The organism is Marinobacter mobilis (genome assembly GCF_900106945.1).
GTDB lineage: Bacteria > Pseudomonadota > Gammaproteobacteria > Pseudomonadales > Oleiphilaceae > Marinobacter > Marinobacter mobilis.
This window is the reverse complement of sequence record NZ_FNNE01000002.1, coordinates 408,574-433,722: the sequence shown is the minus strand read 5'-3', so window position 1 is coordinate 433,722 and position 25,149 is coordinate 408,574. Positions and strand designations below refer to the sequence as shown.

Below are 25,149 nucleotides of genomic sequence, written 5' to 3'. Positions count from 1 at the left end.
CTAAGTCCGCTATAATGCGGCAGTTTCTGCCACCTCACGCCCATGAGCAGGATGGGCTGGACACTAGGGTGACCAATGTCGGATATTCTGGAACAAAGCCAGGCTCGCCAACGCCTCCGTTCACTCGGGGAAGCGCTGGACAGTGGCGCCCTGAAACAGGTGTCAAGGATCCTCAATGGCGGTCTCAGTCCCAGCGATATTGCTCACCTGCTGGAATCTTCACCTCCGCGCCAGCGGGCCCTCTTGTGGAACCTCGTCGACAAAAGTCTGGAAGGTGAAGTCCTTCAGTACCTGAGCGACGACATCCGTGGCTATTTCCTCAGCCAGCTCAATGCCCAGGAACTGGCCGAAGTCATCGAAGACTTCGAATCGGATGACCTGGCTGACTTGCTGCAACAACTGCCGGATACGGTCATCCAGGAAGTCCTGGACACCATGGATGAGCAGGACCGGCAGCGGGTAGAGGAAGTCCTTGCTTACCCGGAGGACACCGCCGGTGGCCTGATGAACACGGACACCATCACGGTGCGCCCCGACATCAGCATCGACGTTGTACTCCGTTATCTGCGCCGCCACCGCTCCCTGCCGCCGATGACCGACAGCCTGATCGTGGTGAGCCGGCGGGATCAGTTTGTTGGCACGCTGCCCATCACCAAGATGTTGGTCTCCAACCCCGCCACGACTGTGCGGGAGGTGATGGATACAGACGTCGAGCCCATTCCGGTGAGCCTGTCCGACACCCAGGTGGCCACCCTGTTTGAACGTTACGACCTGATTTCAGCACCGGTGGTGGATGACGATGGCAACCTCCTTGGCCGTATCACCATCGATGACGTGGTTGACGTTATTCGTGAAGATGCCGATCACTCGCTGATGAGCATGGCCGGTCTGGATGAAGATGAAGACACCTTCGCACCGGTGCTCAAGACCTCTCGCCGCCGTGCAGTCTGGCTGGGGATAAACCTGGTTACCGCCTTTATTGCCTCTGCGGTCATCGGCCTTTTTGAGGACACCATTGAAAAGGTCGTTGCGCTGGCTGTATTGATGCCCATCGTCGCCAGTATGGGCGGGATTGCGGGCAGTCAAACCCTGACCCTGGTCATTCGCGGTATGGCCGTGGGCCAGATCACCCAGGACAACGTCGGATGGCTGCTTAACCGGGAGTTCTTCACCAGTGTCCTGAACGGGCTGTTATGGGCCGTCGTGGTCGCAGCGGCTGCTGTCATCTGGTTCAAGGACCCGCTGATTGGCGGCGTAATCGGTGCCGCTCTGATTATTAATCTGCTGGCAGCGGCCCTCGTGGGGACCGTACTGCCTCTGTTTCTCAAGTCGCGCAACATCGACCCCGCTCTGGCCGGGGGCGTTATTCTGACCACCGTCACCGATGTGGTCGGTTTCATGGCCTTCCTCGGCCTTGCGACTGTCTTTTACGCCTGATACCTGACCTTAAGGCCTAGCTTATGTCCGAGCACGACCATCAAGACGACTCAGAACTCGAATGGGGGAAAAGTAAGTCCCAGCTCAAGCGGGAAATGCAGGAACTCCAGGAGCTTGGCAAAAAGATGCTGGAGCTAAGCACCGAGCAGCTGAAGACCCTGCCGATCACGGACACCCTGCAACGGGCCATTAGCGAATCACATCGGATCCGCCAGCACGAGGCACGCCGTCGTCATCTGCAGTACATTGGCAAGGTCATCCGTCAGGAAGAGGATATCGACACCATCCGGCGCGCCATTGAAGCCTTCCATGCCGGCAGCGAAGAGCATACCCGCCGCCTGCACCTTGCCGAACGCTGGCGCGACCGTCTGATCAACGAGGGTGACAGTGCACTGGGCGAGTTTATCGAGTATTGCCCGGTTGCCGATGTGCAACACCTTCGGAACCTGGCTCGCAATGCCCGCAGGGACGTGCAGAAAGAAAAGAACACCGGCCAGAGCAAGAAGCTCTTCCGTTACCTACGGGAATGCATTGATGAGGGCGAACAGGCGGGCTCAACGGACTAGGCCTTCACGCCTCCGGCAGGGAGCGCTTCTGCGCTCCTCACCGCACGGCCTGCAACGACCGAACCGTCACAGCCGCCGGTGCTCCCAGACCGGCATCCGCTGACGGACCTCGTCCAGACGAGTCGGGTCCAGCGTCGCACTGACCCAACCACGGCCTTCGTCGTCTTTCTCCGCCAACACACTCCCCCAGGGATCAACCACCATGGAATGCCCATAGGTCCGGCGCCTGGGGCTGTTCAGTCCACCCTGCCCTGCGGCCACCATCCACATCTGGTTCTCGATAGCCCGGGCACGAATCAATGGCGACCAGTGAGCCTCCCCGGTCATATAGGTAAAAGCACTGGGCAGGGCCACCCAGTCCGCCCCCCGTTCCCGCAAACCGCGAAACAGCTCCGGAAAACGAAGGTCGTAGCAGATAGCCAGCCCCAAAACCCCCGCCGGCGTTGCCACGGTGACCACCTGGTCGCCAGGTTCAAAGGTATCCGACTCCCGGTACTGCCCCTGGGCATCGTTGACGGTGGCATCAAACAGGTGAATTTTGTCGTAACGGGCAACTTCCCGGCCGCTGTCATCCAGCACAAAACAGCTGGCGCGAACCCGCTCCGGCGCCTCGGTCGAAGGCCGAGCGTAAGGGAGAGAGCCCCCTACAATCCATAAGCCAAGCCGCCTCGCCTGCAGAGCCAGGAACGCCCGGATTTCCCCATCACCCTGGCCCTCACGGCGCCCCTGAGCCAACATCTGCGCGGTTTTCAGGATCGCAAAGTTCTCGGGCAGCACCGCGACACGAGCACCAGCGGCCGCAGCCCCTTCAAGCAAAGCTTTGGCCTCAGTAAGGTTATCCTGAAGAGATTCCCCACTGACCATCTGGATAGCGGCGACACTCACACCTCGATCTGCATCACTGTGTTTCATGAGTCCCTCGCGCAGCCCAGGCTTGCCGGGCCATCAGTTTCCGGTATCAAAGACATTCCTGAGGCTGACCTCAGGCTCACTCCAGTTACCCTGAACACTATAGGTCGCACTGGTCAGCCTGCTCAATGGGTCTCCCAACACCTTGTCGAGCACAAACAAGGCGCCGCCGATGGGCGCAGACGCCCCCAACAGAATCGCTGCCAGCGGCAGGTTCTGAGTCAAAGGCAGCACCACCACCAGCCGCATATCCAGACTTTCGTCCATCATGTTGGCGCTGCCGGACAGCTTGAATGCCCCTGAGGGCCCAACGATCTGTAGCTCGGGATTCCAGGTCAGTACCCCCGCATTCAGAACCGCGGTGCCCGATATAGCATCGAACGCCACCCCGGCCTCATACAGGTCGGAGAAGTCCAGCTGCAATCGTCGCCAGAGGTTGTCTGCATTGAGGACGTTAAAGAGCCGGAACAGCTGCGCGGTATAGTTGTTTTCAAGGATCACGCCATCGTCCAGTCGGATCCCGACTTCGCCTTCCAGACGACGCAATTTCATCTCATCAGGCCGTCCGGGCCATGCCACATTCAGCTCTATCCGGCTTTGCGCATTCCGCAAGGGCGCCTGTTCACCAACCAGTTGTGCCAAATCACCCAGATCTTCACCCGCCAGGGTGCCCATCAGCCGCGAAGTCTGACGACCATCGCGGATATCCCACACCATACCGCCGTTAAAGGTCAGCGAATCGAGCGTGCCCTGAAGCTCCCGAATATCCAGCGCATCCGCGCCCGGTTGCAACTGGAAGGACCAGCTTCCCATCGGGCGGTCATCCACCATCAGGCCATCGACCGACACATGTACCCTGGGCCAGTTTTCCAGTTTCAGCGCCCGGAAGTCGGCGACCTGCTCAGCCGGCGACCGCTCAGGGGTTTCGTTATCCTCCGCGACGTTAGCCTCTTCTCCTGTGCCAGTCAGGTGGAGAATCTGCATATCAACCTGCACGGTCTGAGCTGTATCCATCGGAATGTCGAGTCGACCAGCCAGCCAATCGGATGCAGAATCGACCCGCCAGCGGCCATTCCCGTAATCAGCGCGAACCTCCACTTCAGGGAACACCTGACCAAGCACCTCAAGTTCACCAATCGACAGATTGATGCCACTGAGCCACTGTTCAATCAGGGCATCCGCATTCACAGCCGCAGCTGATGCGCCTTCATCACGGGCCAACGAGATCCGGCTGATACGGTCGGCCCAGGCCTCTACATTCAGCCGCTCAAGGTGGCCATTAAATGCGATACCCGCAGTTTCAGGCAATTGCGCATCACGTCGGCCAAAGGCAATCGCACCACGCTCGAATCCGTCTTCATCCCACCGAAAGCGTAAACCCAACGCCTCCTGCCACTGACCCGCAAGCACCATGGATTTACCCGGCTCCCAACTCAGCGTTGTCGACAATGGCCGCAGCTCATCTGCGGGTTTGGCCAGCGGTTCGGGCCAGTCGACGGTAACCCCGCGCAGGCTGCTGTACAGAGAAAGGCCGGGTGAAGACTCTTTCGCGACGTCCAATCGGGCAGTGTAGACAAACGCCCCGCTCAGACCGAGCTCGTCGCTGGCAGAGAGCCCCAACGCAACCTGCGCTTCGGGGATCGTCAGGCGACCCGTTTGCGACAGGCTCAAAGCGTTCTGGTCAGGGCGATATTCGAAGCCCACTTCGACGGGTTTACCCAGGAACGTCGCGCTGACCGGGTCAGCTGAAAAGCCGGTCTGGCTATTGAACGTCAGCTTTCCGGTTATGTCACGCCAGTCCAGCCCAGCCCCCGGGTAGCGAACAGCACCGCCATCACTGACAACGGCAATATCCACTACCGGGGCGCGTTGCTTATCCAGAGGAATCTGCAATCCCAGATCGAGCGCATAGCGCCCCCCAACGTCAAGGGCGTCAGCGGCGAGCCCCGACATCTCGCCAAGAGGGCTGTTTTCAAGCCAATAGGGCAATACGCTCCCCGGAACTGCGGTCTCAGCATCGACCAACAACGTCAAGCCCGCGTCGGTGGGCGCCAACCGGACCTGGGCGTCGCTCAGACTGAGCCCACCGGTCTCTGCAGACTCGAGGGTCACCAGTGTCCGGCCATCATGTACGGATACCCTGCCACGGGCGCCCCGTACCTCAGGCCATGCCGGGTCGTACGTTATCTGACCTTGACTGAAGCGATACCACATCGACGAGGTAAAGGAGTGCCGTGGAGCACCTCGGTCAATCTGACCAAAGCCGTAAAACGCCCCTTCATCGATACTCGCCGACGAAACCGCAGTCGTCAGCCAATCGTACAAGGCAGGTGCGACAACTTTGTCCGGCACAAACTCCGCCAGCAGATCCGCTTCCCCGTGACGTAACGCCACCTGGAGTCCAAGATTATCTTCGCCTTCGCGGTCGAGCCTGAGATCGAAGCCACCGCTGAATTCCGTTTTATCCCGGTACAGCAGATGGATATCGCTAGAGTAAACCCGGGTGATGGGGCCATTGAGGTCCCAGCTCACCCTGACATCCGCATAAGACATGGGCCAGCTTGAGCGGAACAACCGGGGAAAGCCAATGGTGACATCCTCACCCACCACCCTGACCGTGCCGTGACTGCGACCCAGCTCCAGCGTGCCACGGGCGCCCACCAACTCAGGTGCACCATGGAACGCTGACACCTTCAGTTTCTGGAAGTCAGTAGCCAATGAAAACGCTGGCCCCTGATCTGACGACGGAATGATCAATGTCAGATTATCGAGCTGGCCTTCCGGCCGATAACCTTCGAGCGCGACCACCGCCGCCTCCGGCAACAGCCGCACCCCGAGCGCTATATGTGCCAGCGGACCTACGGGTACCCCGTTAGCCCGAACATCGAAACGATCATTACGCTGACGTAAAAACAGACTGAACCCGGAAACCGACTCACCCAGCCAACGCCAGCGGATATCGCTCAGATGCCACTCCCCTGACAACAGGCTATCCCGTCCCGGTACCACACTGCCCCGCCAACCGAACTTGAGCGCCAGGTCCTCCATCGGGGCCAGCGACTCCTCCGCCGCCCGAACCTGCAGGTAGGGTGCCATCAACTGTCCGTTGACCTGCTCCAGCGCGCCGCTGCGAAACGTCAGCCAGGCCTCCCCACCGATATCAAAGCCATCCACCCCCAGCTCCCGCCAGCGGTAACCGCTCACAAGCTCATCAAACAGGCGGCCGGAGTTGAGATTCAGATAAATCTGGCCAGTAAAGTCACCCCGAAAGAAGTGCAATCCGATCAGGCGGAAGCCGGCTAACTGGTGGGTGGTACCGCCCTGCATTGCGCGACCGGAAGCGGAGAACAATCCGCCGTCGTATTCGAGATCGAGTTGCGGAATGTCAATCAGGCGGGTCTGGTTATCGCGGGTACGAATCCTGATACCCACGCGGGTAATTCGTACAGAGGGGTCCGACAACCAGCGCCCCGCGATGGCGACCAGGTTCCCGGAAGTATCGGTTGTGCCATCCGGCCCTGACTCAGCGGTGGCCTCGGGTAATCGCAGTCCGTCGATCATCAGACGACCATCACTCGACTGAACCACGGTCAGATCGAGGCCATCAGCCTCGAAGTTCTCAAACACGACGCGTTGGCGAAGCAGCGACTTCAGGGTATCGAGGCGGATCCGCAGCGAGCTGACGGAACCCAACGGATAGGGCTCAGCGGAATCGGTCAGCAGGCGCACGCCCGACGCCTGCACTACCGGATCCAGCCAGTGCCATCGGGCCCTGAGCTCGTCAATTTCGACCCGGTAGCCGAGGCTGTCAGTCAACAAGTTCTCAAGGTCGGAACGGAACGCGTCGATGTTGTCTGTGAGCTGCCGACCAACCCCGACAAAGATCGCAGACACTACCAGGACCACCACCACGAGGGACCAGAACACATTCGTCAGCCGACGGGCAACCTGCCCGGGCATGGTCTCCTCAGCGAGGCGCTGATCAAGTCCCGTCATGCAACCCGCCAGCGCCGTTCAGGCGCTTGTGTCGCAGCCGCCAGCGTCATTATTGCAGCGGTCAAAGCTGTTGTGGTTACGTTCAAGGCCGAACTACAGCAACACCACATCGTACTGTTCCTGGCTATAAAAAGGCTCAACCTGGAAGCGGATGCTCTTGGTTATAAACGTTTCAAGATCGGCCACATTGTCGGACTCCTCATCCAGCAGGCGGTCTACCACACTCTGGGAAGCCATCACCAGATAGCTTTCTGCCTCGTAGGCGCGGTTAACACGCAGGATCTCGCGGAAGATCTCATAGCAGACAGTTTCGCTGGTCTTCAGGAAGCCACGACCATCACAGATCGGACAGGACTCACACAAAACCTGGCCCAGACTTTCGGTCGTGCGCTTGCGGGTCATTTCCACCAGGCCAAGTTCCGACACTCCGGTGATCTTGGTCTTGGCATGGTCCCGCTCGAGCATTTTCTCCAGCATGCGATGCACCTGGCGCTGATGCTCCGGATCTTCCATGTCGATAAAGTCAATAATGATGATCCCACCCAGATTACGCAGGCGCAGCTGCCGACTGATGGCGCGGGCAGCTTCCAGGTTGGTTTTGAAGATGGTTTCTTCGAGGTTTCGGTGACCCACAAAGGCACCGGTATTAATATCAATGGTGGTCATCGCCTCGGTCTGGTCGATGATGACATACCCCCCGGACTTGAGCTGGACCTTGCGACTCAGGGCCTTCTGAATCTCGTCCTCAACACTGTAAAGATCAAAGATCGGCCGTTCACCGGGGTAATACTCAACCTTGTTGGCAAACTCCGAGACAAACTCTTCAACAAACTCCACCACGCGCTGGTGACTCTCGCGGCTGTCAATCCGGACCTTCTCGGTCTGCGGACGGATGAGGTCACGGATCGTACGAATAAACAGTGGCAGGTCCTGATAGACCACCGCGGGCGCCTGTACACGATTGATACGTTCATGGATCGACTGGCTGAGCCGGTGCAGGTAAGTCATATCGGCAATCAGGTCTTCCGCTGCGGCCAGCTCTGCGGCAGTGCGGATGATGTAGCCGCCGGGCACTTCTGTTTGCTCGGCTGCGCCTTCCTCGACAATGGCTTTCAGCCGCGCCCGCTCACCATCGTCCTCAATGCGCTGGGAAATGCCAATGTGGTTCACCCCTGGCATAAACACCAGGTACCGGGACGGAATCGACAACTGGGTAGTCAGCCGTGCGCCCTTGGTGCCAATCGGGTCCTTGGTCACCTGAACGACCAGTGACTGGCCTTCGCGCAACAACGAACGGATATCCGGCACCGACTTCGGAGCCTCGGCGGCATCTTCGCCATTCTGCCCGCTGACCACATCGGAGGCGTGAATGAAGGCTGCGCGCTCCAGTCCGATATCCACAAAAGCCGCTTCCATGCCAGGCAATACCCGGACAACCTTGCCGCGGTAGATATTGCCAACAATACCCTTGCGACTGGTGCGCTCAATGTAGACTTCCTGAAGCATTCCGTTTTCCACCAGCGCAACCCGCGTTTCCACCGGTGTGACGTTGATCAGGATTTCCTCACTCATTGAGTGCTCTCCATTATTATTGATGTTGAGGGGCTTGCCGGGACAGCAAACATTAACAGCCAGCGCCCGACCACAGGCGCCAGACAGGATAGCCCGCGTCGGACAGCAATCCGGCCGTTTCGGTCAACGGCAACCCGACGACCGCACTATAACTGCCATGAATCTCATCGACGAAGACGCCGCCCTTACCCTGAATACCATAACCGCCAGCCTTGTCCAACGGTTCTCCGGTTTGAACGTAGGCGTGAATTTCCTCATCCGCCAACGTCCGGAAATGAACCTCGGTGGTAACCAGGGTGTGCCAGCTCTGATTCCTGCCAAGCAGGGCAACCGCGGTCATGACCCGGTGGGAGCGCCCAGAAAGACGCTTCAGCATGGCGACAGCATCGTCAGTATCCGCCGGCTTTCCGAGGATCTGGTCGCCGAGAACAACCGAGGTATCGGACCCCAGTACCAGCTCTCCGTCACCCAGAAAACCACGGGACTGACTGCAGGCCTGGGCCTTCTCCTGCGCCATACGGACAACGTAATCCGCTGGCGATTCGCCATTGCGCGGAGTCTCGTCGATATCGGCAGGTGCAACGGTATACGTGACCCCTAACTGGGTCAGAAGTTCGGCCCGTCGGGGCGAAGCAGAGGCAAGCACAATGGGAGGCACAGGAACATCCTATCCCAGTTTTCGGTTAAGTCCGTCCAGAATGACACAGACAGGCGGCCACAGCAGTGCGCTGGTCAGGGCGGGCCACAGGTAGCTGAACCCGGCATCCCCCCCACCCAGGATCTGCTTGATAAAGTGCACGTACATCTGATTGATTCCCAACAACAGGAATACCATCAGGCACTGCTGAATCAACGGAAACATTCGCAAGCGCTGGTGAACCGTCAACACCAGGAAGGCCGTCAGCGCCATTGCAGACGCGTTGACGCCCAGCGGGGTGGCTTCCAGAACATCCAGCAACAAGCCAAGACACCAGGCCCACAGGACACCGAACTGGGCGGGTGCCCGAAAGGTCCAGTAGAACACCAGCAGCGCAAGCCACTCCGGGCGAAACTCGAACCAACCGAGGGGAAACAGGGAAATACTCAGTATCAGCCCGAGCAGGATGCTGATGGCGAACACGGGATAACTGATCACTGACAGCATCAGTCCGCTCCCCCTTCAGTCACGCTGGCATCACCTTCTGGAGACATACTGCCATCATCCTGGGTGGGCCTGGCAAGCTCCTGATTCTCACTGAACACCACCAATACCATCTCGCTCCTGTTGAGCTGGGCCTTCGGGGTAGCCTCAATCTGTACGAAGGGTTCGCCGGGATCCTTATGGATGCGCTTGACCTCTGCCACCGGATAGCCCTTCGGGAAGCGGCCACCGAGACCGGAACTGACCAGCAGATCGCCTTCGCGAATGTCAGCCGTATCGGGCACATGAACCAGCTCCAGCGCCGAAATGTCGCCATTACCCAGCAAAATCGCCCTTAACCCATTGCGCACAACCTCTACGGGCACGGCATGACTGCTGTCGGAAATGAGCAGCACCCGCGAGGTAAAGCTGCTCGTCGTCAGCACCTGCCCCATCAGCCCAGTCGAGTCCAGTATCGCCTGCCCTACCCGAACGCCATCCCGACTGCCTTTATTGATAACAACCTCATGGGAAAACGGATCTGGGGACACACTGACCACTTCGGCGACGATCACCCGATCATCCAGCACTTCACCCGAGTTCAGCAGGCGCCGGAGCTCGTTATTTTCTGCGGCGAGGGCGGCATATCTCAGGGCACGGCGCTCCAGAATCAGCAAGCGGGCCTTAAGAGCGTCATTTTCTTCCAGCAGATCGTCACGGGTTGTGAACAGCCCCGAGACCCAGTCACTGAGCTGCGAAGGGGCGTTTCCGAACCAATAGACCGGCGACAAACCGGTCGCAATCGCACTGCGAGCAGTCTGCAGGGTGTCAAAGCGGACATCGGCAACAATCAGTGCCGCCGACGTGACAAGGGCGAGAAAGAGACGGAATCCAGGAATCGGACCCGCGACAAAAATCGTTTTAATGGCTGAGTCTCCCGTTGGAGCGGCCACAGCATATACGACGACCGCCGCTGTGCTGTCGCACAAGCGGCGGTCGGGAGCAGGAAGGCATCCGGCTAAGCGCCAAGGCCACGATTAACCCTCCTGGGAAAACATTCCAATGCCGCCCTTGTCGATGACCTCAAGCGCTTTACCACCACCCCGCGCAACGCAGGTGAGCGGATCTTCAGCGATGATCACCGGCAGCCCGGTTTCCTCGCTGAGCAACTTGTCGAGGCCACGCAGCAAGGCGCCACCGCCAGTCAGCACAATACCGCGCTCGGCGATATCCGACGCCAGTTCAGGAGGCGACTGTTCCAGGGCACTTTTGACGGTTTGAACGATTTGGGCCAGAGATTCCTGCAAGGCGTCGAGAATTTCCTCACTGTTGAGGGTAAACGCGCGGGGAACACCTTCAGCCAGGTTGCGACCGCGAACGTCGATTTCGCGGATTTCCAGGCCTTCATAGGCACAACCGATCTCGTGCTTGATGCGCTCGGCCGTGGTGTCACCAATCAGGCTGCCGTAGTTGCGACGGACATAGGTCACAATGGCCTCATCGAACTTGTCACCACCTACCCGTACTGACTCGGCATAAACAATACCGTTCAGCGAGATGATGGCAATTTCAGTGGTGCCACCACCAATATCAACAATCATCGAACCACTGGCTTCTTCCACCGGCAGACCGGCACCAATCGCTGCCGCCATCGGCTCCTCAATCAGGAACACTTCACGGGCACCCGCGCCCAATGCGGATTCACGGATAGCCTTGCGCTCCACCTGGGTGGACTTGCTCGGCACGCAGACCAGAACCCGCGGGCTTGGCGTGATAAAGCTGTTTTCGTGAACCTTGTGAATGAAGTGCTGCAGCATCTTTTCAGTCACCACGAAGTCAGCAATAACCCCGTCCTTCAGTGGGCGGATAGCGGTAATATTGCCCGGGGTACGCCCCAGCATCCGCTTGGCCTCGGTGCCCACCGCTGCGACCATTTTCTGGGCATTGTTCGTTCGGATGGCCACGACAGAAGGCTCATCAAGGACAATGCCCCGGTCACGGACAAAGATAAGGGTGTTGGCGGTGCCCAGGTCGATGGACAGATCGCTGGAAAATAGACCTCGGATTTTTTTGATCAACATTCGTGTTTTTTCAACCTGAGATGTGCTGTCGCAGAAATGATGCGGCAACTTTAGCAGCGAGCACCCATGCAGGCAAGGCGTGAAACGGGCGCGACTAGGCATTTTGCGGGCCAACCGCCCCTAACGCTGCCGCTCGAATCTGTTAACATAGCCAGCTTGTCCGGCCTGCCACCCCTGATCATCGGGGCTGACACCAAAATCCCGGCCAATCGCGCCCAAGTACCGGACGTTACAGACATTTCATTTATCTGGGAGGCAATGCGTGACCATTTCCCGCGAAGACATAGAGAAAGTTGCCCTGCTGGCCCGAATCCGGGTAAACGACCAGCAAGTGACCGAACTGGAAAAGGATCTCGGAAACATCCTGAACCTGGTGGACCAGCTTCAGTCCGCTGACACCGAGAACGTCAAGCCCATGGCCCACCCACTGGATGCCATTCAGCGCCTGCGCCCGGATGAAGTCACCGAGAGCAACCAGCGCGAAGCTTTCCAGGCAATTGCTCCTGCTACTGAAGCGGGACTGTACCTGGTTCCCAAAGTGATTGATTAAACAGTTCAGCCTGCTCAGGAATCTGCAATGCATAACAAATCCGTAGCCGAACTTTCCCGCGCTCTGGCATCAGGCGAGGTCTCCAGCGTCGAGCTGACCCAGCATTTCCTGGATCGCATCAAACAGGAAGACGGCAAGTACAACAGTTTCATCACGGTCTGCGAAGACAGTGCGCTGGACGAAGCCCGCCTGGCCGACGAGCGCCGCAGCCAGGGCAACGCCACCCCCTGGACCGGCATCCCGTTCGCCCAGAAGGATATTTTCTGCACCAACGGTGTACGTACAACCTGCGGCTCCAGAATGCTGGAGAACTTCATCCCGCCGTACGACGCTACCGTGACAGCCCGTTTTCGCGATGCCGGTGCCGTGTGCCTGGGCAAGACCAACCTGGACGAGTTCGCCATGGGCTCCTCCAACGAGTCCAGCCATTTCGGCGCCACCACCAACCCCTGGGGTGAAAACCGGGTTCCCGGCGGTTCCTCCGGCGGTTCCGCCGCTGCGGTTGCCGCGGGCCTGACGCCTGCCGCCACAGCAACAGACACCGGCGGCTCGATCCGTCAGCCGGCCTCGTTCTGCGGCATTACCGGACTCAAGCCGACTTATGGCCGGGTGTCCCGCTACGGCATGATCGCGTACGCGTCCAGCCTCGACCAGGGCGGCACCCTGGCACGAAGTGCAGAAGATAACGCCATGATGCTGAATATCATGGCTGGCTTTGACCCCAAGGACTCCACCTCCATTGACCGGGAAGTCCCAGACTATACCGCGACGCTGGGCGAGCCACTCAAAGGCCTGAAAATTGGCCTGCCGAAAGAGTACTTTACCGACCAGCTCGATCCGGCCATGGCCCAGACCATCCGCACGGCGGTCGCGGAATACGAAAAGCTGGGCGCCACGGTAAAAGAGGTGTCACTACCAAACGCCCACCTGGCGATTGCAGCCTACTACGTGATTGCACCGGCGGAAGCATCCGCCAACCTGTCGCGCTTTGACGGTGTTCGTTACGGCCACCGCTGCTCAGACCCCAAGGATCTGATGGACCTTTACACCCGCACCCGGGAAGAGGGCTTCGGCGAGGAAGTAAAACGCCGCATCATGATCGGCACCTACGCACTGTCAGCCGGCTACTTCGATGCGTATTTCCTCAAGGCACAAAAAGTTCGCCGCCTGGTCCAGCAGGACTTTGTCAACGCGCTCAAGGAAGTCGATGTGTTGATGAGCCCGACCTGTCCGTCCCCGGCCTTTGTCCAGGGCGAAAAAACCAGCGATCCGGTCACCATGTACCTGGAAGACATTTTCACCATAGCCATCAACCTCGCGGGCCTGCCCGCCATGTCGGTCCCCGCCGGCATGGTCAATGGGCTGCCCGTCGGACTCCAGATCATCGGTGATTATTTTTCCGAAGCACGGTTGCTGAACGCCGCTCACCAGTTCCAGCTGGCGACCGACTGGCATCAGCGCAAACCCGCGTAATTGGGCGAACAGGAGAACAGTAACCATGCAATGGGATGTCGTCATCGGGCTGGAAATCCACGTCCAGCTTGCTACCAGAACCAAAATCTTTTCCGGCTCCAGCACCGCCTTTGGCGCTGAGCCCAACACGCAGGCCAATGCCGTTGACCTGGCCATGCCCGGCACTCTGCCAGTGCCCAATGAGCAGGCCTTCCGCTATGCCGTGATGTTTGGCCTTGCTATCGACGCCGACATTGGCCGCCGTTCGGTGTTCGAGCGCAAGAACTACTTTTACCCGGATCTGCCCAAGGGCTACCAGACCACTCAGCTGGAGCAGCCCATCGTCGGGCCGGGCCATGTGGACATCGACCTTGCGGATGGCAGCAGCAAGCGCATTCGCATCCACCACGCCCACCTGGAAGAAGATGCCGGAAAATCGCTCCACGAGGACTTCCATGGAATGTCCGGCATCGACCTGAACCGCGCCGGCACACCGCTGATCGAGGTAGTGACAGAACCGGACATGCGCAGTGCCGAGGAGGCCGTGGCCTTTGCCAAGAAGCTGCACAGCCTTGTCACCTCGCTGGGCATTTGTGACGGTGATATGTCTCAGGGCTCCATGCGGTTCGACGTTAACATTTCCCTGAAGCCAAAGGGGCAGGAAGCATTCGGCACCCGTACCGAAACCAAGAACCTGAACTCCTTCCGCTTCATGGAGCAGGCCATTGCCCATGAAGTCGAGCGTCAGATGGACATTCTTGAGGACGGCGGCGTCATTGTTCAGGAAACCCGCCTGTACAACGGCGACCGGGATGAATCCCGCTCCATGCGCACCAAGGAAGAAGCCAACGATTACCGCTACTTCCCCTGCCCTGACCTGCTGCCGGTTGAAATCGACGACACGTTCATTGATGACTGCCGCAGCCGGCTGCCGGAATTGCCTGACGCCCGCAAGGCCCGTTTCAAGGAGCAATACGGACTCAACGACTATGACGCAGGCCTGCTGGGCGGCGATGCCAGCCTGGCTACTTTCTTTGAGGAAGCGGTCAGCCACAGCAAAGATGCGAAGCTGACTGCCAACTGGGTGCAAGGCGAGCTGTCGGCGCGTCTGAATGCCGAGGACAGGCTGATTTCGGACTCTCCGATCAGCGGAGCCCAGCTGGGCGACCTGATCGTGCGGATTGCCGATGACTCCATCTCTTCCGCTGGTGCCAAGAAGGTGTTCGATGCCCTTTGGACCGGCGAAGGCGACAACGTCGATGCCATCATAGAAGCCAGGGGCCTGAAACAGGTATCCGATACCGGCGCTCTGGAGGCCATGGTGGACGAGGTGCTGGCCGGCATGCCCGAGCAGATTGCCCAGTACAAGGAAGCCGACGAGAAGAAGCGCAAGAAGATGATGGGCGGTTTTATGGGGCCTCTGATGAAAGCCTCAAAAGGTCAGGGCAATCCGAAACTGTTTACGGAGATTCTGAAGAAGAAGCTGGACAGCTGATCAGGCAACCGGGTTGGGGAGAGGCTGTCCGCCTCCCCTAGCCTGAAGGCCTCCAGCAGGGCCTTGATGGGTACTTGCTCCCAAAAACCGCTACAAGCACATCCATGTGCACTTGGCTCCGGCCATCCATGGCCTCCGACATTTTTGGGAGCAAGTACCCACCAAGCCCCATCGACTCCGAGATATCTCCGGGGCTCCCCACCCAAACCGGCAGTCTGCCGACAAAATCAGGCCAAAACAGCCCAAAGATCATGCTCGTCCGCATGTTCGACCACAGCCGTTACCACCTGCCCGGGCTGAAGATTCACCTCATCATTGAGATAAACCATACCGTCGATCTCCGGCGCATCCGCCTTCGACCGACCAATAGCGCCCTCCTCGTCGACCTCATCGATCAACACCTCAATGGTCTTGCCGATCTTGGCCTGCAGCCGTGCCGCGGATATTTCCGCCTGCTTGGCCATGAACCGCGCCAGCCGCTCCTCTTTCACCGCTTCCGGAACCGCGCCCTCAATTTCGTTGGCCTTGGCGCCCTCAACCGCGCTGTAGGTGAACGCCCCTACCCGATCCAACTGGGCCTCATCCAGCCAGTCCAGCAGGTACTGGAAATCTTCTTCCGTCTCACCTGGGAAACCGACAATAAAGGTCGACCGGATCGTCAGCTCCGGGCAGATCTCCCGCCATTTGCGAATCCTCTCCAGTGTCTTGCTGTCGTGGGCCGGGCGCTTCATCGCCTTGAGCACCTTCGGACTGGCATGCTGGAACGGAATATCGAGGTAAGGCAGAATTTTGCCGTCCGCCATCAGCGGGATCACCTCATCAACATGAGGATAGGGGTAAACATAGTGCAAACGCACCCACACCCCAAGCTCACCCAGCGCCTCACACAACGCCATCATCTTTGTCTTCAACGGACGGCCCTGCCAGAAGCCGGTACGGTACTTGGTATCAACACCGTAGGCGCTGGTGTCCTGGGAGATTACCAGCAATTCCTTCACACCGGCATCCACCAAACGCTGGGCCTCATCCATCACATCGCCGATGGGGCGACTGACCAGATCACCGCGCATGGACGGGATAATGCAGAACGTACAGCGATGATTACAGCCCTCGGAGATCTTCAGGTAGGCGTAGTGGCGAGGCGTCAGTTTGACGCCCTGCGGGGGAACGAGATCAACAAACGGATCGTGATCTTTCACTGGCGGCACATGCTCATGCACCGCACCGACCACCTCTTCATAAGCATGCGGACCGGAAACCGCCAGAACACCCGGATGGGTTTCCCGAATCCGGTTTTCCTCCACCCCCATGCAGCCGGTTACGATGACCTTGCCGTTCGCACTGATGGCCTCGCCAATGGCGTCCAGAGACTCCTGCTTGGCCGCATCAATGAAACCGCAGGTATTGACGACGACCACGTCTGCATCGTCATAGGTCGGCACAACATCATAACCGTCCAGCCGCAACTGGGTCAGAATCCGCTCTGAATCCACCAGCGCCTTGGGGCAGCCAAGGCTGACAAAGCCGACCTTGCCGGATGGAGCCCGGCCCTGGGCACTGGCGGCGCCACTCTGGACCTGCTCGGAGGGTGTATCAGACTTCATGGACTGTTTCGGATCAAAATTGCTGACGGTCATGCGCTCTCTGCATCGGCTTGGTTGAAGATTGGAATCCGGCGGATTATACCCAATCAACAAACAAAACGCAGATCAGATTTTAACCAGAGCACCCCTGACAGAAAGCCACCCGCGCACAAAGTGACGCACCGTTCAGGAAGCGGTTCACAAACCTGACCACCAAGACGACAGGCCCCTTGCTGTTCACAAATTAAACTACTAGACTTTCTACCAAACTATCAGCAGGTTATGCGTTCAATTTGCAGCCGGAATTCAGCAGTATGAAAGAAGCCGCCCAACGTCAGCCAGCCATGGCCGGAAGGGTTACCATGAAGCCAGTGCCAGCCAAACCCAATCTTCGCGAACAACAGCGTGTAGACGTTGCTCTGGAGGTTTGCGTCAAGCAGTCCTCAGGCGAAGAGCTAAGCTGCAAGGCCGCCAACCTGTCACGGGCCGGCGTAATGATCAGCTGCGACAGCGACACCGTCCAGAAACTGCTCCCCAGCAAAACCTCCCCCGCTCCCGGACAATGGATCCAGGTATCCACCCGATTCGCCGTGCCTATTGTTGCCAGCCAGACCGTCTCGGTCCGGGCGGAAGGCCACATTGTTCACCTGCGCCGGGTATCCCGGAATGAGTTCCACGTTGGCGTCCACTTCACCGACTTTGAAGACAACGGTTTTGACTACCTGGATCAATACGTAAGTCGTTTGCTTTCAGCAACATAACAACTGAAAACACGCGCCCGGGACACAACCGGAAGCTATATTGTTATACCCGTAAACTCTAGTTGTTCGCCTTCTTATACCCACGCCCGATCTGGTATAGTTGCCGCATTCATAGCCAACGGCAATCGGTACCATTTCAAGATGACCAGTTACAATCTGACTCACCTCAAGCAGCTGGAAGCGGAAAGCATCCACATCATCCGTGAAGTCGCCGCAGAGTTTGACAACCCTGTCATGCTCTACTCAATCGGCAAGGACTCTGCGGTTATGCTGCACCTGGCGCTCAAGGCCTTCTACCCCGGCAAGCCTCCCTTCCCGCTCATGCACGTGGACACCACCTGGAAGTTCCGCGACATGATCGACTTCCGGGACAAGCAGGTGAGCAAATACGGCCTCGACCTGATCGTTCACATCAACGAAGACGGCGTTAAGCAGGGCATCGGCCCCTTCACTCACGGCAGTGCCAAGCACACCGACGTGATGAAGACCCAGTCCCTGAAACAGGCGCTGGACAAGTACAAGTTCGACGCCGCGTTCGGTGGCGCTCGCCGGGATGAGGAAAAGTCCCGCGCCAAGGAACGGGTGTACTCCTTCCGTGACGAATACCATCGCTGGGACCCCAAGAACCAGCGTCCCGAGCTGTGGAATATTTACAACGGCAAGATCAATAAGGGTGAAAGCATCCGGGTGTTCCCTCTGTCCAACTGGACTGAACTGGATATCTGGCAGTACATCTACCTCGAAAACATCGATATCGTGCCGCTGTACTTCGCCGCCGAACGTCCGGTGGTCGAGCGTGACGGCACCCTGATCATGGTGGATGATGACCGCATGCCGCTGAAAGAAGGCGAAGTGCCAGAAATGAAGTCAGTGCGCTTCCGTACCCTGGGTTGCTACCCCCTGACCGGCGCCATTGAGTCAGAAGCCAAGACTCTGCCGGACATCATCCAGGAAATGTTGCTGGCCACCAGTTCCGAACGACAGGGCCGGGTCATCGACCACGACTCCGCCGGTTCCATGGAACAGAAAAAGCGTGAAGGTTATTTCTAAGGATTCTTATACATGTCACATCAATCAGACCTCATCGCTGAAGATATTCAGGCCTACCTGAAGCAACACGAGAATAAGGAACTGCTGCGCCTGCTGACCTGCGGCAGCGTGGATGACGGCAAGAGCACCCTGATCGGGCGCCTGCTTCACGACACCAAAATGATCTATGAAGATCATATGGCCAGCCTCAAAACCGACAGCGCCAAAATGGGCACCACCGGCGAGAAGCTGGACCTGGCCCTGCTGGTGGACGGCCTGCAGGCGGAGCGTGAGCAAGGCATCACCATTGATGTTGCCTACCGCTACTTCTCCACCGACAAGCGCAAGTTCATCATCGCAGACACCCCGGGCCACGAGCAGTACACCCGCAACATGGCCACTGGCGCGTCCACAGCACAACTGGCGATCCTGATGATCGATGCCCGTCACGGTGTCATGACCCAGACCCGGCGCCACTCTTTCATTGCCTCTCTGCTCGGCATCCGTCATATCGTCGTGGCCATCAACAAGATGGACCTCGTTGATTTTAGCGAAGAGCGCTTTGAGGAAATCAAGCGCGAATACCTCACCTTCGCAAGCCAGCTCGGCCTGGCGGATATCCGTTTCGTGCCGATGTCGGCACTCGAAGGCGACAATGTGGTTAACCGCAGCGAAAACACGCCGTGGTTTACCGGCCAGTCGCTGATGGAAATCCTCGAAACCGTGGAAGTGTCCCGCGACAAGAACCTTGAGCATTTCCGCTTCCCGGTTCAGTACGTCAACCGCCCGAACCTGAACTTCCGTGGTTTCTGTGGCACCGTCGCATCCGGCACCATCCGTCCGGGCGACCAGGTCATGGCGCTGCCTTCACGGCGCACCAGTACCGTCAAGGAAATTGTCACGTTCGACGGTAACCTTGAGGCGGCCTATATCGATCAGGCGGTCACCCTGACCCTGACCGATGAAATTGACATCAGCCGCGGCGACATGCTGGTCAAGGCCGGCGACGAGCCGGAGGTGGGCAACCGCTTTAATGCCAACATCGTTTGGATGACCGACGCTCCGCTGGAAACCGGTCGCCTGTACGACATCAAACTGGGACCGACGTTTACCTCAGGTACGGTGAAGAAAATTCACCACCAGACAGACGTCAACACCCTGGAGCAGCAACTCAATCCCTCAGCGTTGCAGCTCAACGAAATTGGCCTGTGTGAACTGACCCTGAGCCAACCGATTGCGTTTGAGTGCTACCCGCGCAATCACGCTACGGGCAGCTTTATTGTCATTGATCGCCTGACTAATGTGACCATCGGCGCAGGCATGATTGCCGGCAATGCTGGCGGCGCAGAATCTCTGGATCCGGTTACCGGCGAAGAACGTAGCCGCCGCCTGGCCCAGCGCCCGGCCATCATTGCCTGTAACGGCACACAGGCGCCCGCACTGGCTTTGGCCGTCGAACGGGCCCTGTTTGACCAGGGCAAGACCTCCGTTGTTCTGGACGAAGACAATGCAGGTAACGCCGATGACCGTCGCCGCACGGCCCAGCTGCTGACTGCCCACGGTCTGATCGCCATCGCTGTCAATCTCGGCACCGATGTTGCCACTGCCCATGCAGAAGCAAATTCTGACGAAGAGATTCCGACAGCCGTCAGCAAGCTGCTGGAGGGACTGGTCCAGGGGCAGCAGATCTAGGCCCCCAGCCTTCCCAAGCCTCAGCCGCTATGATAGAAAGCCCCGGCCACAGGAAATTCATCTCCTGAGGCCGGGGCTTTTTCAGTCTTACCAAACAGGGAATCCTTTCATGGCCATCAAGTACCTTCGCACCGCCTACGCCAGCCAACTCCAGCCAGGGCAGCCAGCCAGCCTGCGCAGCGGAGCCCCCCTGAAAGAGCCCGGTGGCGACTACGAGGCGCTGCACAAACAAATGAAGCGGCTGTTCAACAGCAAGCCCGGCAAGAAATACGGACGCTTTTCCGATGATATCGGCGAATGCCCGTTCGGGGGCTGGCTCAAGGACTACGTGGAAGAAAAACAGTCATTCGAGTCCCTCACCGACCGGTTATTTGGCCAGTGGCAGGAACTGCTCAACGGCACCCAGGAAGAGCATCAGGGTCACCTTATGATTGTCCACGAGGCCCTTGCGGACAGCGAAGTGGTCTACCTGCTGATTCTGGAAAGTGACAGCGCCCTGCGCCTTGACGCGCAGCAGCAGCTGGATGCCACGGACATCCTCAGCTTGTCACGACTGAACCTGGCAGTGCGCATCGAGCTGAATGACTGGCTGGGTGACAATCAGGGCGAAAATTTCCTCACCCTGATCCACGGCCGTGGCACTGGCGATGCCGGGGAACTGTTTATCAAACTCTGCGGTTTTACCAACCAGATTGATGTCGAGAAAGAAACCCTGACCTTCCTGGATGCCGTGGAGGCCTTTGCCAAGAACAGCGAACCCCAGGACGCAGGAAAAGTCCGTAACCGGGCCTATGAGTTCTGCAAGGAACAGCATGCCCTCGGCGAACCGGTGGCCATTGATGCCCTGTCAGAGTTTCTCGACGAGGCCCAGCCAGAGCGCTTCAAAGAGTTTGCCAGCCAGTCTGCGGAGCTGCCGGAAAGCGGCGTATTGCACCCTGATCACCGCAAGGTCAAAAAGCTGGTGCGAATTGCCGGCTCCGGCGGCGGCATGAGCCTGTCGTTTTCGTCCGACCTGGTGAACCAGGCGGTCTACTACGACCGCGACACCGATGCCCTGACCATCACCCGTTTGCCTAAGGCACTGCGAGAGCAATTACAGACATACCTGGAAGGACGGGAATAGCACACGCTCAAGGGGACAGAGGTCAAATTTGTCCCCGGCCTAGGACTCTTCCACCAAATGCGGATGCCGCAGTTTCCGCACCGCCTCCATCCACCCAACACCGTCAATCAGGTCGCCGGTTTCCGGATCAAATGGTGGGTAAGGCAGATTGCGGTCGTCACAGTAGCGTTTGACCGTCGGTTGGCACCAGCAGAACAGCAAATGCAGGTATTCGTCGTCCGGCAACCGCCGCTGATCGTACATTCCTGCCGCTTTCCGCTGGCGTTGGGCTTCCGCCAGAATAATCGCACAGGCGGAGGAGACATTAAGAGACTCCACCATACCCATCATTGGAATGACAATGTGCTCGTCGGCTTCGTCAGCCGCCGCGGGACTGACCCCCTCCACCTCATTACCCATAATGACCGCGCAGGGCACAGTGAAGTCCACCTCCCGGTAATCCACAGCCCGATCAGACAGCTGTGCGGCATAGAGCTTGTGCCCCCGGGACTTCAGGGACTCTACTGCCGCGGTCATGGTGGGGTGGGTATGGGTCGTTACCCAGTTAAAACTGCCGCCTGCGGTCTTACGGAACGCCCGATAGCCTTCTTTTGGCCATACCGCATGCATGGAGGACAGCCCGAAGGCATCGCAGGAACGGATAATCGCCGACAGGTTTCGGGGCTTGTGAACCTGATCGGTCAGCACCGTCAGGTCGGGCTGGCGGCGGTCAAGTATCTCCTTGATACGGACAAGACGTTCTGGGGTCATGGCGACTCTCATTCACTTCAGGACGCGGCAGATCATACCACAGCCCCCACGGGGGGGTTACCGCAACCCGACCGATGAAATACTGGTTGAGGTTTGAGCAGACCGCTATAATAGCCCGTTCGTTTTAGCCTGCCTGCCATTGCGGCAGCTGGCCGATCGCCCCCGGAACAAGCCGGTACCGCGACCATTCACCTACGCAATTTGAGAACCATGGCCAAGAAGCTCTACATCAAGACCCACGGCTGCCAGATGAACGAATACGATTCGTCTCGCATGGCTGACCTGCTCAAAACCGGCGAAGCCGTCGAAATGACCGATACCCCGGAAGACGCAGACATCCTGCTGCTGAATACCTGCTCCATCAGGGAGAAAGCCCAGGAAAAGGTCTTTCACCAGCTGGGGCGCTGGAAATCCCTGAAAAACAGCAAGCCGGACCTGATCATTGGCGTAGGTGGCTGCGTTGCCAGCCAGGAAGGCCAGGCCATCATCGACCGGGCACCCTATGTGGACATGGTATTCGGACCACAAACCCTGCACCGCCTGCCGGACATGATCACAGAAGTCCGTACCAAGGGCGGCGTTGGCGTGGTGGATGTCAGCTTCCCGGAAATCGAAAAGTTCGACAACCTGCCCTCCCCTGGCGCTGACGGCCCTTCTGCCTTCGTATCCATCATGGAAGGCTGCAGCAAGTACTGCACTTTCTGCGTGGTCCCCTACACCCGGGGCGAGGAAGTTAGCCGCCCGGTGGACGACGTCATCGCGGAGATCGCTCACCTTTCCGAGCAGGGTGTCCGGGAAATCAACCTGCTGGGCCAGAACGTCAACGCCTACCGTGGCGACACCCACGACGGCGACACCATGGATCTGGCCGAACTGATTTCCCTGATCGCCACGATCGACGGCATTGACCGTATTCGTTACACCACCTCCCACCCGGTGGAGTTCTCCGATGCCCTGATCGACGTCTACGAACAGGTACCGGAGCTGGTCAGCCACCTTCACCTGCCGGTGCAAAGCGGCTCTGACCGCATTCTCGCGGCCATGAAACGGGGCCATACCGCCCTGGAGTACAAGTCTAAACTCCGTCGTTTGCGCAAGATCCGCCCGGACATCAGCTTCTCGTCGGATTTCATCATCGGCTTCCCGGGCGAAAGCGAGCGGGATTTCGAGGACACCATGAAACTGATCAACGACATTGGCTTCGATGCGTCGTTCAGCTTCATTTACAGCGCCCGCCCCGGCACTCCGGCCTCGGACTTGCCGGACGATACCGCCATGGAGGTCAAGAAGCAGCGCCTCAACATCCTCCAGCAACGTATCAATCAGCAAGCCATGGACATCAGCCGCAAGATGGTCGGCACTACCCAGCGCATCCTGGTAACCGGTCTGTCCAAGAAGGATCCGGGCCAGTATGCCGGGCGCACGGAGAACAACCGGGTTGTCAACTTCCGTCACGACAACCCCGGAGTCATCGGCAAGTTCGTTGACGTTGAAATCTGTGAGGCACTCCCCAACTCCCTGCGGGGCATCCCGGTCGACGACCGGTTATATTGATAGCAAGCCGACCGACAAACACCGAGGACTGATTGAAAACCAACGACATCAAACAATTCGACCTTCACCCTGTCGACCAGCGCCGTCTGGCCACCCTGTGTGGCCAGTTCGATGAGCATCTGAAGCAGATCGAGAAACGACTGGAAGTCAGGATTGGCCGGCGCGGCCATCATTTCCGTATTGAAGGCGACAGCGATCATGTCGCCGCCGCTGCAGAGGTTGTGCGCCACCTGTTTCGTGAAACCGAGGCCAGCGACGACATTGCACCGGACACCGTACACCTGTTCATCCGCGAATCCGGCCTGGAGCGCCTGCCTGATGACGTCCAGTTCGATGGCAGTATGGTGGTGATCAAGACCCCCAGACTGCAAGCCAGGCCTCGGGGCGGTAACCAGCAGAAGTACGTGCACAACATCCGTAACCACGACATCAACTTCGGCATTGGGCCGGCGGGGACCGGAAAAACCTGGCTGGCCGTCGCCTGCGCCGTGGAAGCTCTCAAGGACGAACAGGTCAAACGCATCCTGCTGGTGCGCCCTGCCGTCGAGGCTGGTGAAAAGCTGGGCTTCCTTCCTGGCGATCTGGCCCAGAAGGTAGACCCCTACCTGCGCCCGCTCTATGACGCACTTTACGAGATGCTTGGTTTTGACCAGGTCACCAAGCTGATCGAGAAAAATGTGATTGAAATTGCTCCATTGGCCTTCATGCGGGGACGCACCCTTAATAATGCCTTCATCATTCTCGACGAAAGTCAGAATACGACACGGGAACAGATGAAGATGTTCCTGACCCGAATCGGCTTTGGCTCAACCGCGGTCATTACTGGCGACACCACCCAGGTGGATTTGCCCCGAGGCCAGAACTCTGGCCTCATCCACGCCGCCGGGGTGCTTAGCAAGGTAGCCGGTATCGGTTTTACCCGCTTTGAATCGAAAGACGTCGTGCGACACCCGCTGGTTCAGCGCATTGTCGAGGCTTATGACGCGTTTGATGATGGCAGTGGAGCCCGCGAATGAGCGAACTGACCGTGGATATACAGCGAGCCTATGAGGCTTCTGGCGTTCCGGATGACCAGTCACTGACCGCCTGGGCCAATGCCGCCTGGCAACAGGAACACGATTCCGAAGTCACCATCCGGATCGTCGACTGTGACGAAAGCGCCAGCCTCAACGACCAGTACCGGGGCAAATCCGGGCCGACCAACGTGCTGTCCTTTCCATTTGAGGCACCGGCCGGTATAACAGTGCCATTGGCGGGTGATCTGGTGATCGCCGCCGACGTCGTTGTGCGGGAAGCGCAAGAGCAAAACAAGTCTCTGGAATCCCACTGGGCACACATGGTGATTCACGGCCTCTTGCACCTGCAGGGCTACGACCATATAAATGATGAGGACGCCGAGGTTATGGAAAACCTTGAGATCCAGCTGCTGACGCAGCTTGGATATGCCAACCCTTACGAGGCCTAGTCCTCAAAAACAAA

Annotated in this window: 21 protein-coding genes; 12 read left to right on the top strand and 9 right to left on the bottom strand. The window is 58.5% G+C overall.

The features are described from left to right. Positions 1-75 precede the first annotated feature (75 nt). On the top strand, positions 76-1,437 hold the full coding sequence (mgtE, locus tag BLV11_RS04530; protein ID WP_091811759.1) for a magnesium transporter: 1,362 nt from the start codon (positions 76-78) through the stop codon (positions 1,435-1,437). A 23-nt stretch (positions 1,438-1,460) separates the two neighbouring features. Continuing rightward, positions 1,461-2,003, top strand: a complete 543-nt coding sequence (gene yjgA / locus BLV11_RS04525; protein ID WP_091811758.1) for a ribosome biogenesis factor YjgA — start codon at positions 1,461-1,463, stop codon at positions 2,001-2,003. Positions 2,004-2,069: 66 nt separating this feature from the next. Here the strand turns inward: yjgA and BLV11_RS04520 are convergent, their stop codons facing one another. From BLV11_RS04520 to BLV11_RS04490, 7 genes are all read right to left on the bottom strand, one after another. Next, on the bottom strand, positions 2,070-2,915 hold the full coding sequence (locus tag BLV11_RS04520) for a carbon-nitrogen hydrolase family protein (protein ID WP_091811757.1): 846 nt from the start codon (positions 2,913-2,915) through the stop codon (positions 2,070-2,072). Positions 2,916-2,948: 33 nt separating this feature from the next. Continuing rightward, positions 2,949-6,908: a YhdP family protein gene (locus BLV11_RS04515; RefSeq protein ID WP_091811756.1), complete on the bottom strand. Its 3,960-nt coding sequence runs from the start codon at positions 6,906-6,908 to the stop codon at positions 2,949-2,951. 93 nt (positions 6,909-7,001) lie between these two features. Beyond that, complete coding sequence (gene rng, locus BLV11_RS04510) at positions 7,002-8,480, bottom strand: ribonuclease G (RefSeq protein ID WP_091811755.1); 1,479 nt, start codon at positions 8,478-8,480, stop codon at positions 7,002-7,004. Between the two features lie 52 nt (positions 8,481-8,532). After that, entirely contained in the window at positions 8,533-9,138 is a 606-nt protein-coding gene (locus BLV11_RS04505) for a Maf family protein (protein ID WP_091811754.1), read from the bottom strand. A 9-nt stretch (positions 9,139-9,147) separates the two neighbouring features. Beyond that, the gene (gene mreD, locus BLV11_RS04500; RefSeq protein WP_091811753.1) at positions 9,148-9,624 is read right to left on the bottom strand and encodes a rod shape-determining protein MreD; all 477 of its coding nucleotides are present in this window, start codon (positions 9,622-9,624) and stop codon (positions 9,148-9,150) included. After that, a complete protein-coding gene (gene mreC, locus BLV11_RS04495; protein ID WP_245725919.1) occupies positions 9,624-10,451 on the bottom strand; it encodes a rod shape-determining protein MreC in 828 nt (275 codons plus the stop codon). The genes mreD and mreC overlap by 1 nt, the downstream gene beginning before the upstream one ends. A 186-nt stretch (positions 10,452-10,637) precedes the next feature. Beyond that, on the bottom strand, positions 10,638-11,678 hold the full coding sequence (locus BLV11_RS04490) for a rod shape-determining protein (RefSeq protein WP_091811843.1): 1,041 nt from the start codon (positions 11,676-11,678) through the stop codon (positions 10,638-10,640). A gap of 265 nt (positions 11,679-11,943) precedes the next feature. On the opposite strand from BLV11_RS04490, the gene gatC reads away from it, so the two are divergent. The 3 genes from gatC to gatB are packed head-to-tail and all read left to right on the top strand — an operon-like array spanning position 11,944 to position 15,178. After that, positions 11,944-12,231 carry an Asp-tRNA(Asn)/Glu-tRNA(Gln) amidotransferase subunit GatC gene (gene gatC, locus BLV11_RS04485; protein WP_091811752.1) on the top strand — a complete coding sequence of 96 codons (288 nt, stop codon included), beginning with the start codon at positions 11,944-11,946 and terminating at the stop codon, positions 12,229-12,231. Between the two features lie 27 nt (positions 12,232-12,258). After that, a complete protein-coding gene (gatA, locus tag BLV11_RS04480) occupies positions 12,259-13,704 on the top strand; it encodes an Asp-tRNA(Asn)/Glu-tRNA(Gln) amidotransferase subunit GatA (protein WP_091811751.1) in 1,446 nt (481 codons plus the stop codon). A 25-nt stretch (positions 13,705-13,729) separates the two neighbouring features. Next, entirely contained in the window at positions 13,730-15,178 is a 1,449-nt protein-coding gene (gene gatB, locus BLV11_RS04475) for an Asp-tRNA(Asn)/Glu-tRNA(Gln) amidotransferase subunit GatB (RefSeq protein ID WP_091811750.1), read from the top strand. A 227-nt stretch (positions 15,179-15,405) separates the two neighbouring features. Here the strand turns inward: gatB and rimO are convergent, their stop codons facing one another. Beyond that, positions 15,406-16,782 carry a 30S ribosomal protein S12 methylthiotransferase RimO gene (gene rimO / locus BLV11_RS04470; protein ID WP_245725918.1) on the bottom strand — a complete coding sequence of 459 codons (1,377 nt, stop codon included), beginning with the start codon at positions 16,780-16,782 and terminating at the stop codon, positions 15,406-15,408. A gap of 293 nt (positions 16,783-17,075) precedes the next feature. Between rimO and BLV11_RS04465 the strand changes: the two genes are divergently transcribed. From BLV11_RS04465 to BLV11_RS04450, 4 genes are all read left to right on the top strand, one after another. Further along, positions 17,076-17,522 carry a PilZ domain-containing protein gene (locus BLV11_RS04465; protein ID WP_245725910.1) on the top strand — a complete coding sequence of 149 codons (447 nt, stop codon included), beginning with the start codon at positions 17,076-17,078 and terminating at the stop codon, positions 17,520-17,522. 141 nt (positions 17,523-17,663) lie between these two features. Next, positions 17,664-18,572: a sulfate adenylyltransferase subunit CysD gene (cysD, locus tag BLV11_RS04460; protein WP_091811748.1), complete on the top strand. Its 909-nt coding sequence runs from the start codon at positions 17,664-17,666 to the stop codon at positions 18,570-18,572. A 12-nt stretch (positions 18,573-18,584) separates the two neighbouring features. Further along, complete coding sequence (gene cysN / locus BLV11_RS04455; RefSeq protein ID WP_091811747.1) at positions 18,585-20,243, top strand: sulfate adenylyltransferase subunit CysN; 1,659 nt, start codon at positions 18,585-18,587, stop codon at positions 20,241-20,243. Positions 20,244-20,352: 109 nt separating this feature from the next. Continuing rightward, entirely contained in the window at positions 20,353-21,366 is a 1,014-nt protein-coding gene (locus BLV11_RS04450) for a nucleoid-associated protein (RefSeq protein WP_091811746.1), read from the top strand. A gap of 39 nt (positions 21,367-21,405) precedes the next feature. On the opposite strand, the gene trmH is transcribed toward BLV11_RS04450, so the two are convergent. Beyond that, positions 21,406-22,116 (bottom strand): tRNA (guanosine(18)-2'-O)-methyltransferase TrmH, encoded by a 711-nt coding sequence (gene trmH, locus BLV11_RS04445; RefSeq protein WP_091811745.1) that lies wholly within the window; start codon positions 22,114-22,116, stop codon positions 21,406-21,408. A gap of 210 nt (positions 22,117-22,326) precedes the next feature. On the opposite strand from trmH, the gene miaB reads away from it, so the two are divergent. From miaB to ybeY, 3 genes are read left to right on the top strand one after another with little or no spacing between them, the layout of a single operon-like run. Continuing rightward, positions 22,327-23,670, top strand: a complete 1,344-nt coding sequence (gene miaB / locus BLV11_RS04440) for a tRNA (N6-isopentenyl adenosine(37)-C2)-methylthiotransferase MiaB (protein WP_091811744.1) — start codon at positions 22,327-22,329, stop codon at positions 23,668-23,670. A gap of 32 nt (positions 23,671-23,702) precedes the next feature. After that, the gene (locus BLV11_RS04435) at positions 23,703-24,686 is read left to right on the top strand and encodes a PhoH family protein (RefSeq protein WP_091811743.1); all 984 of its coding nucleotides are present in this window, start codon (positions 23,703-23,705) and stop codon (positions 24,684-24,686) included. Further along, positions 24,683-25,135, top strand: a complete 453-nt coding sequence (gene ybeY, locus BLV11_RS04430; RefSeq protein WP_091811742.1) for an rRNA maturation RNase YbeY — start codon at positions 24,683-24,685, stop codon at positions 25,133-25,135. Before BLV11_RS04435 ends, ybeY begins: the two co-directional genes overlap by 4 nt. Positions 25,136-25,149: the final 14 nt, after the last annotated feature.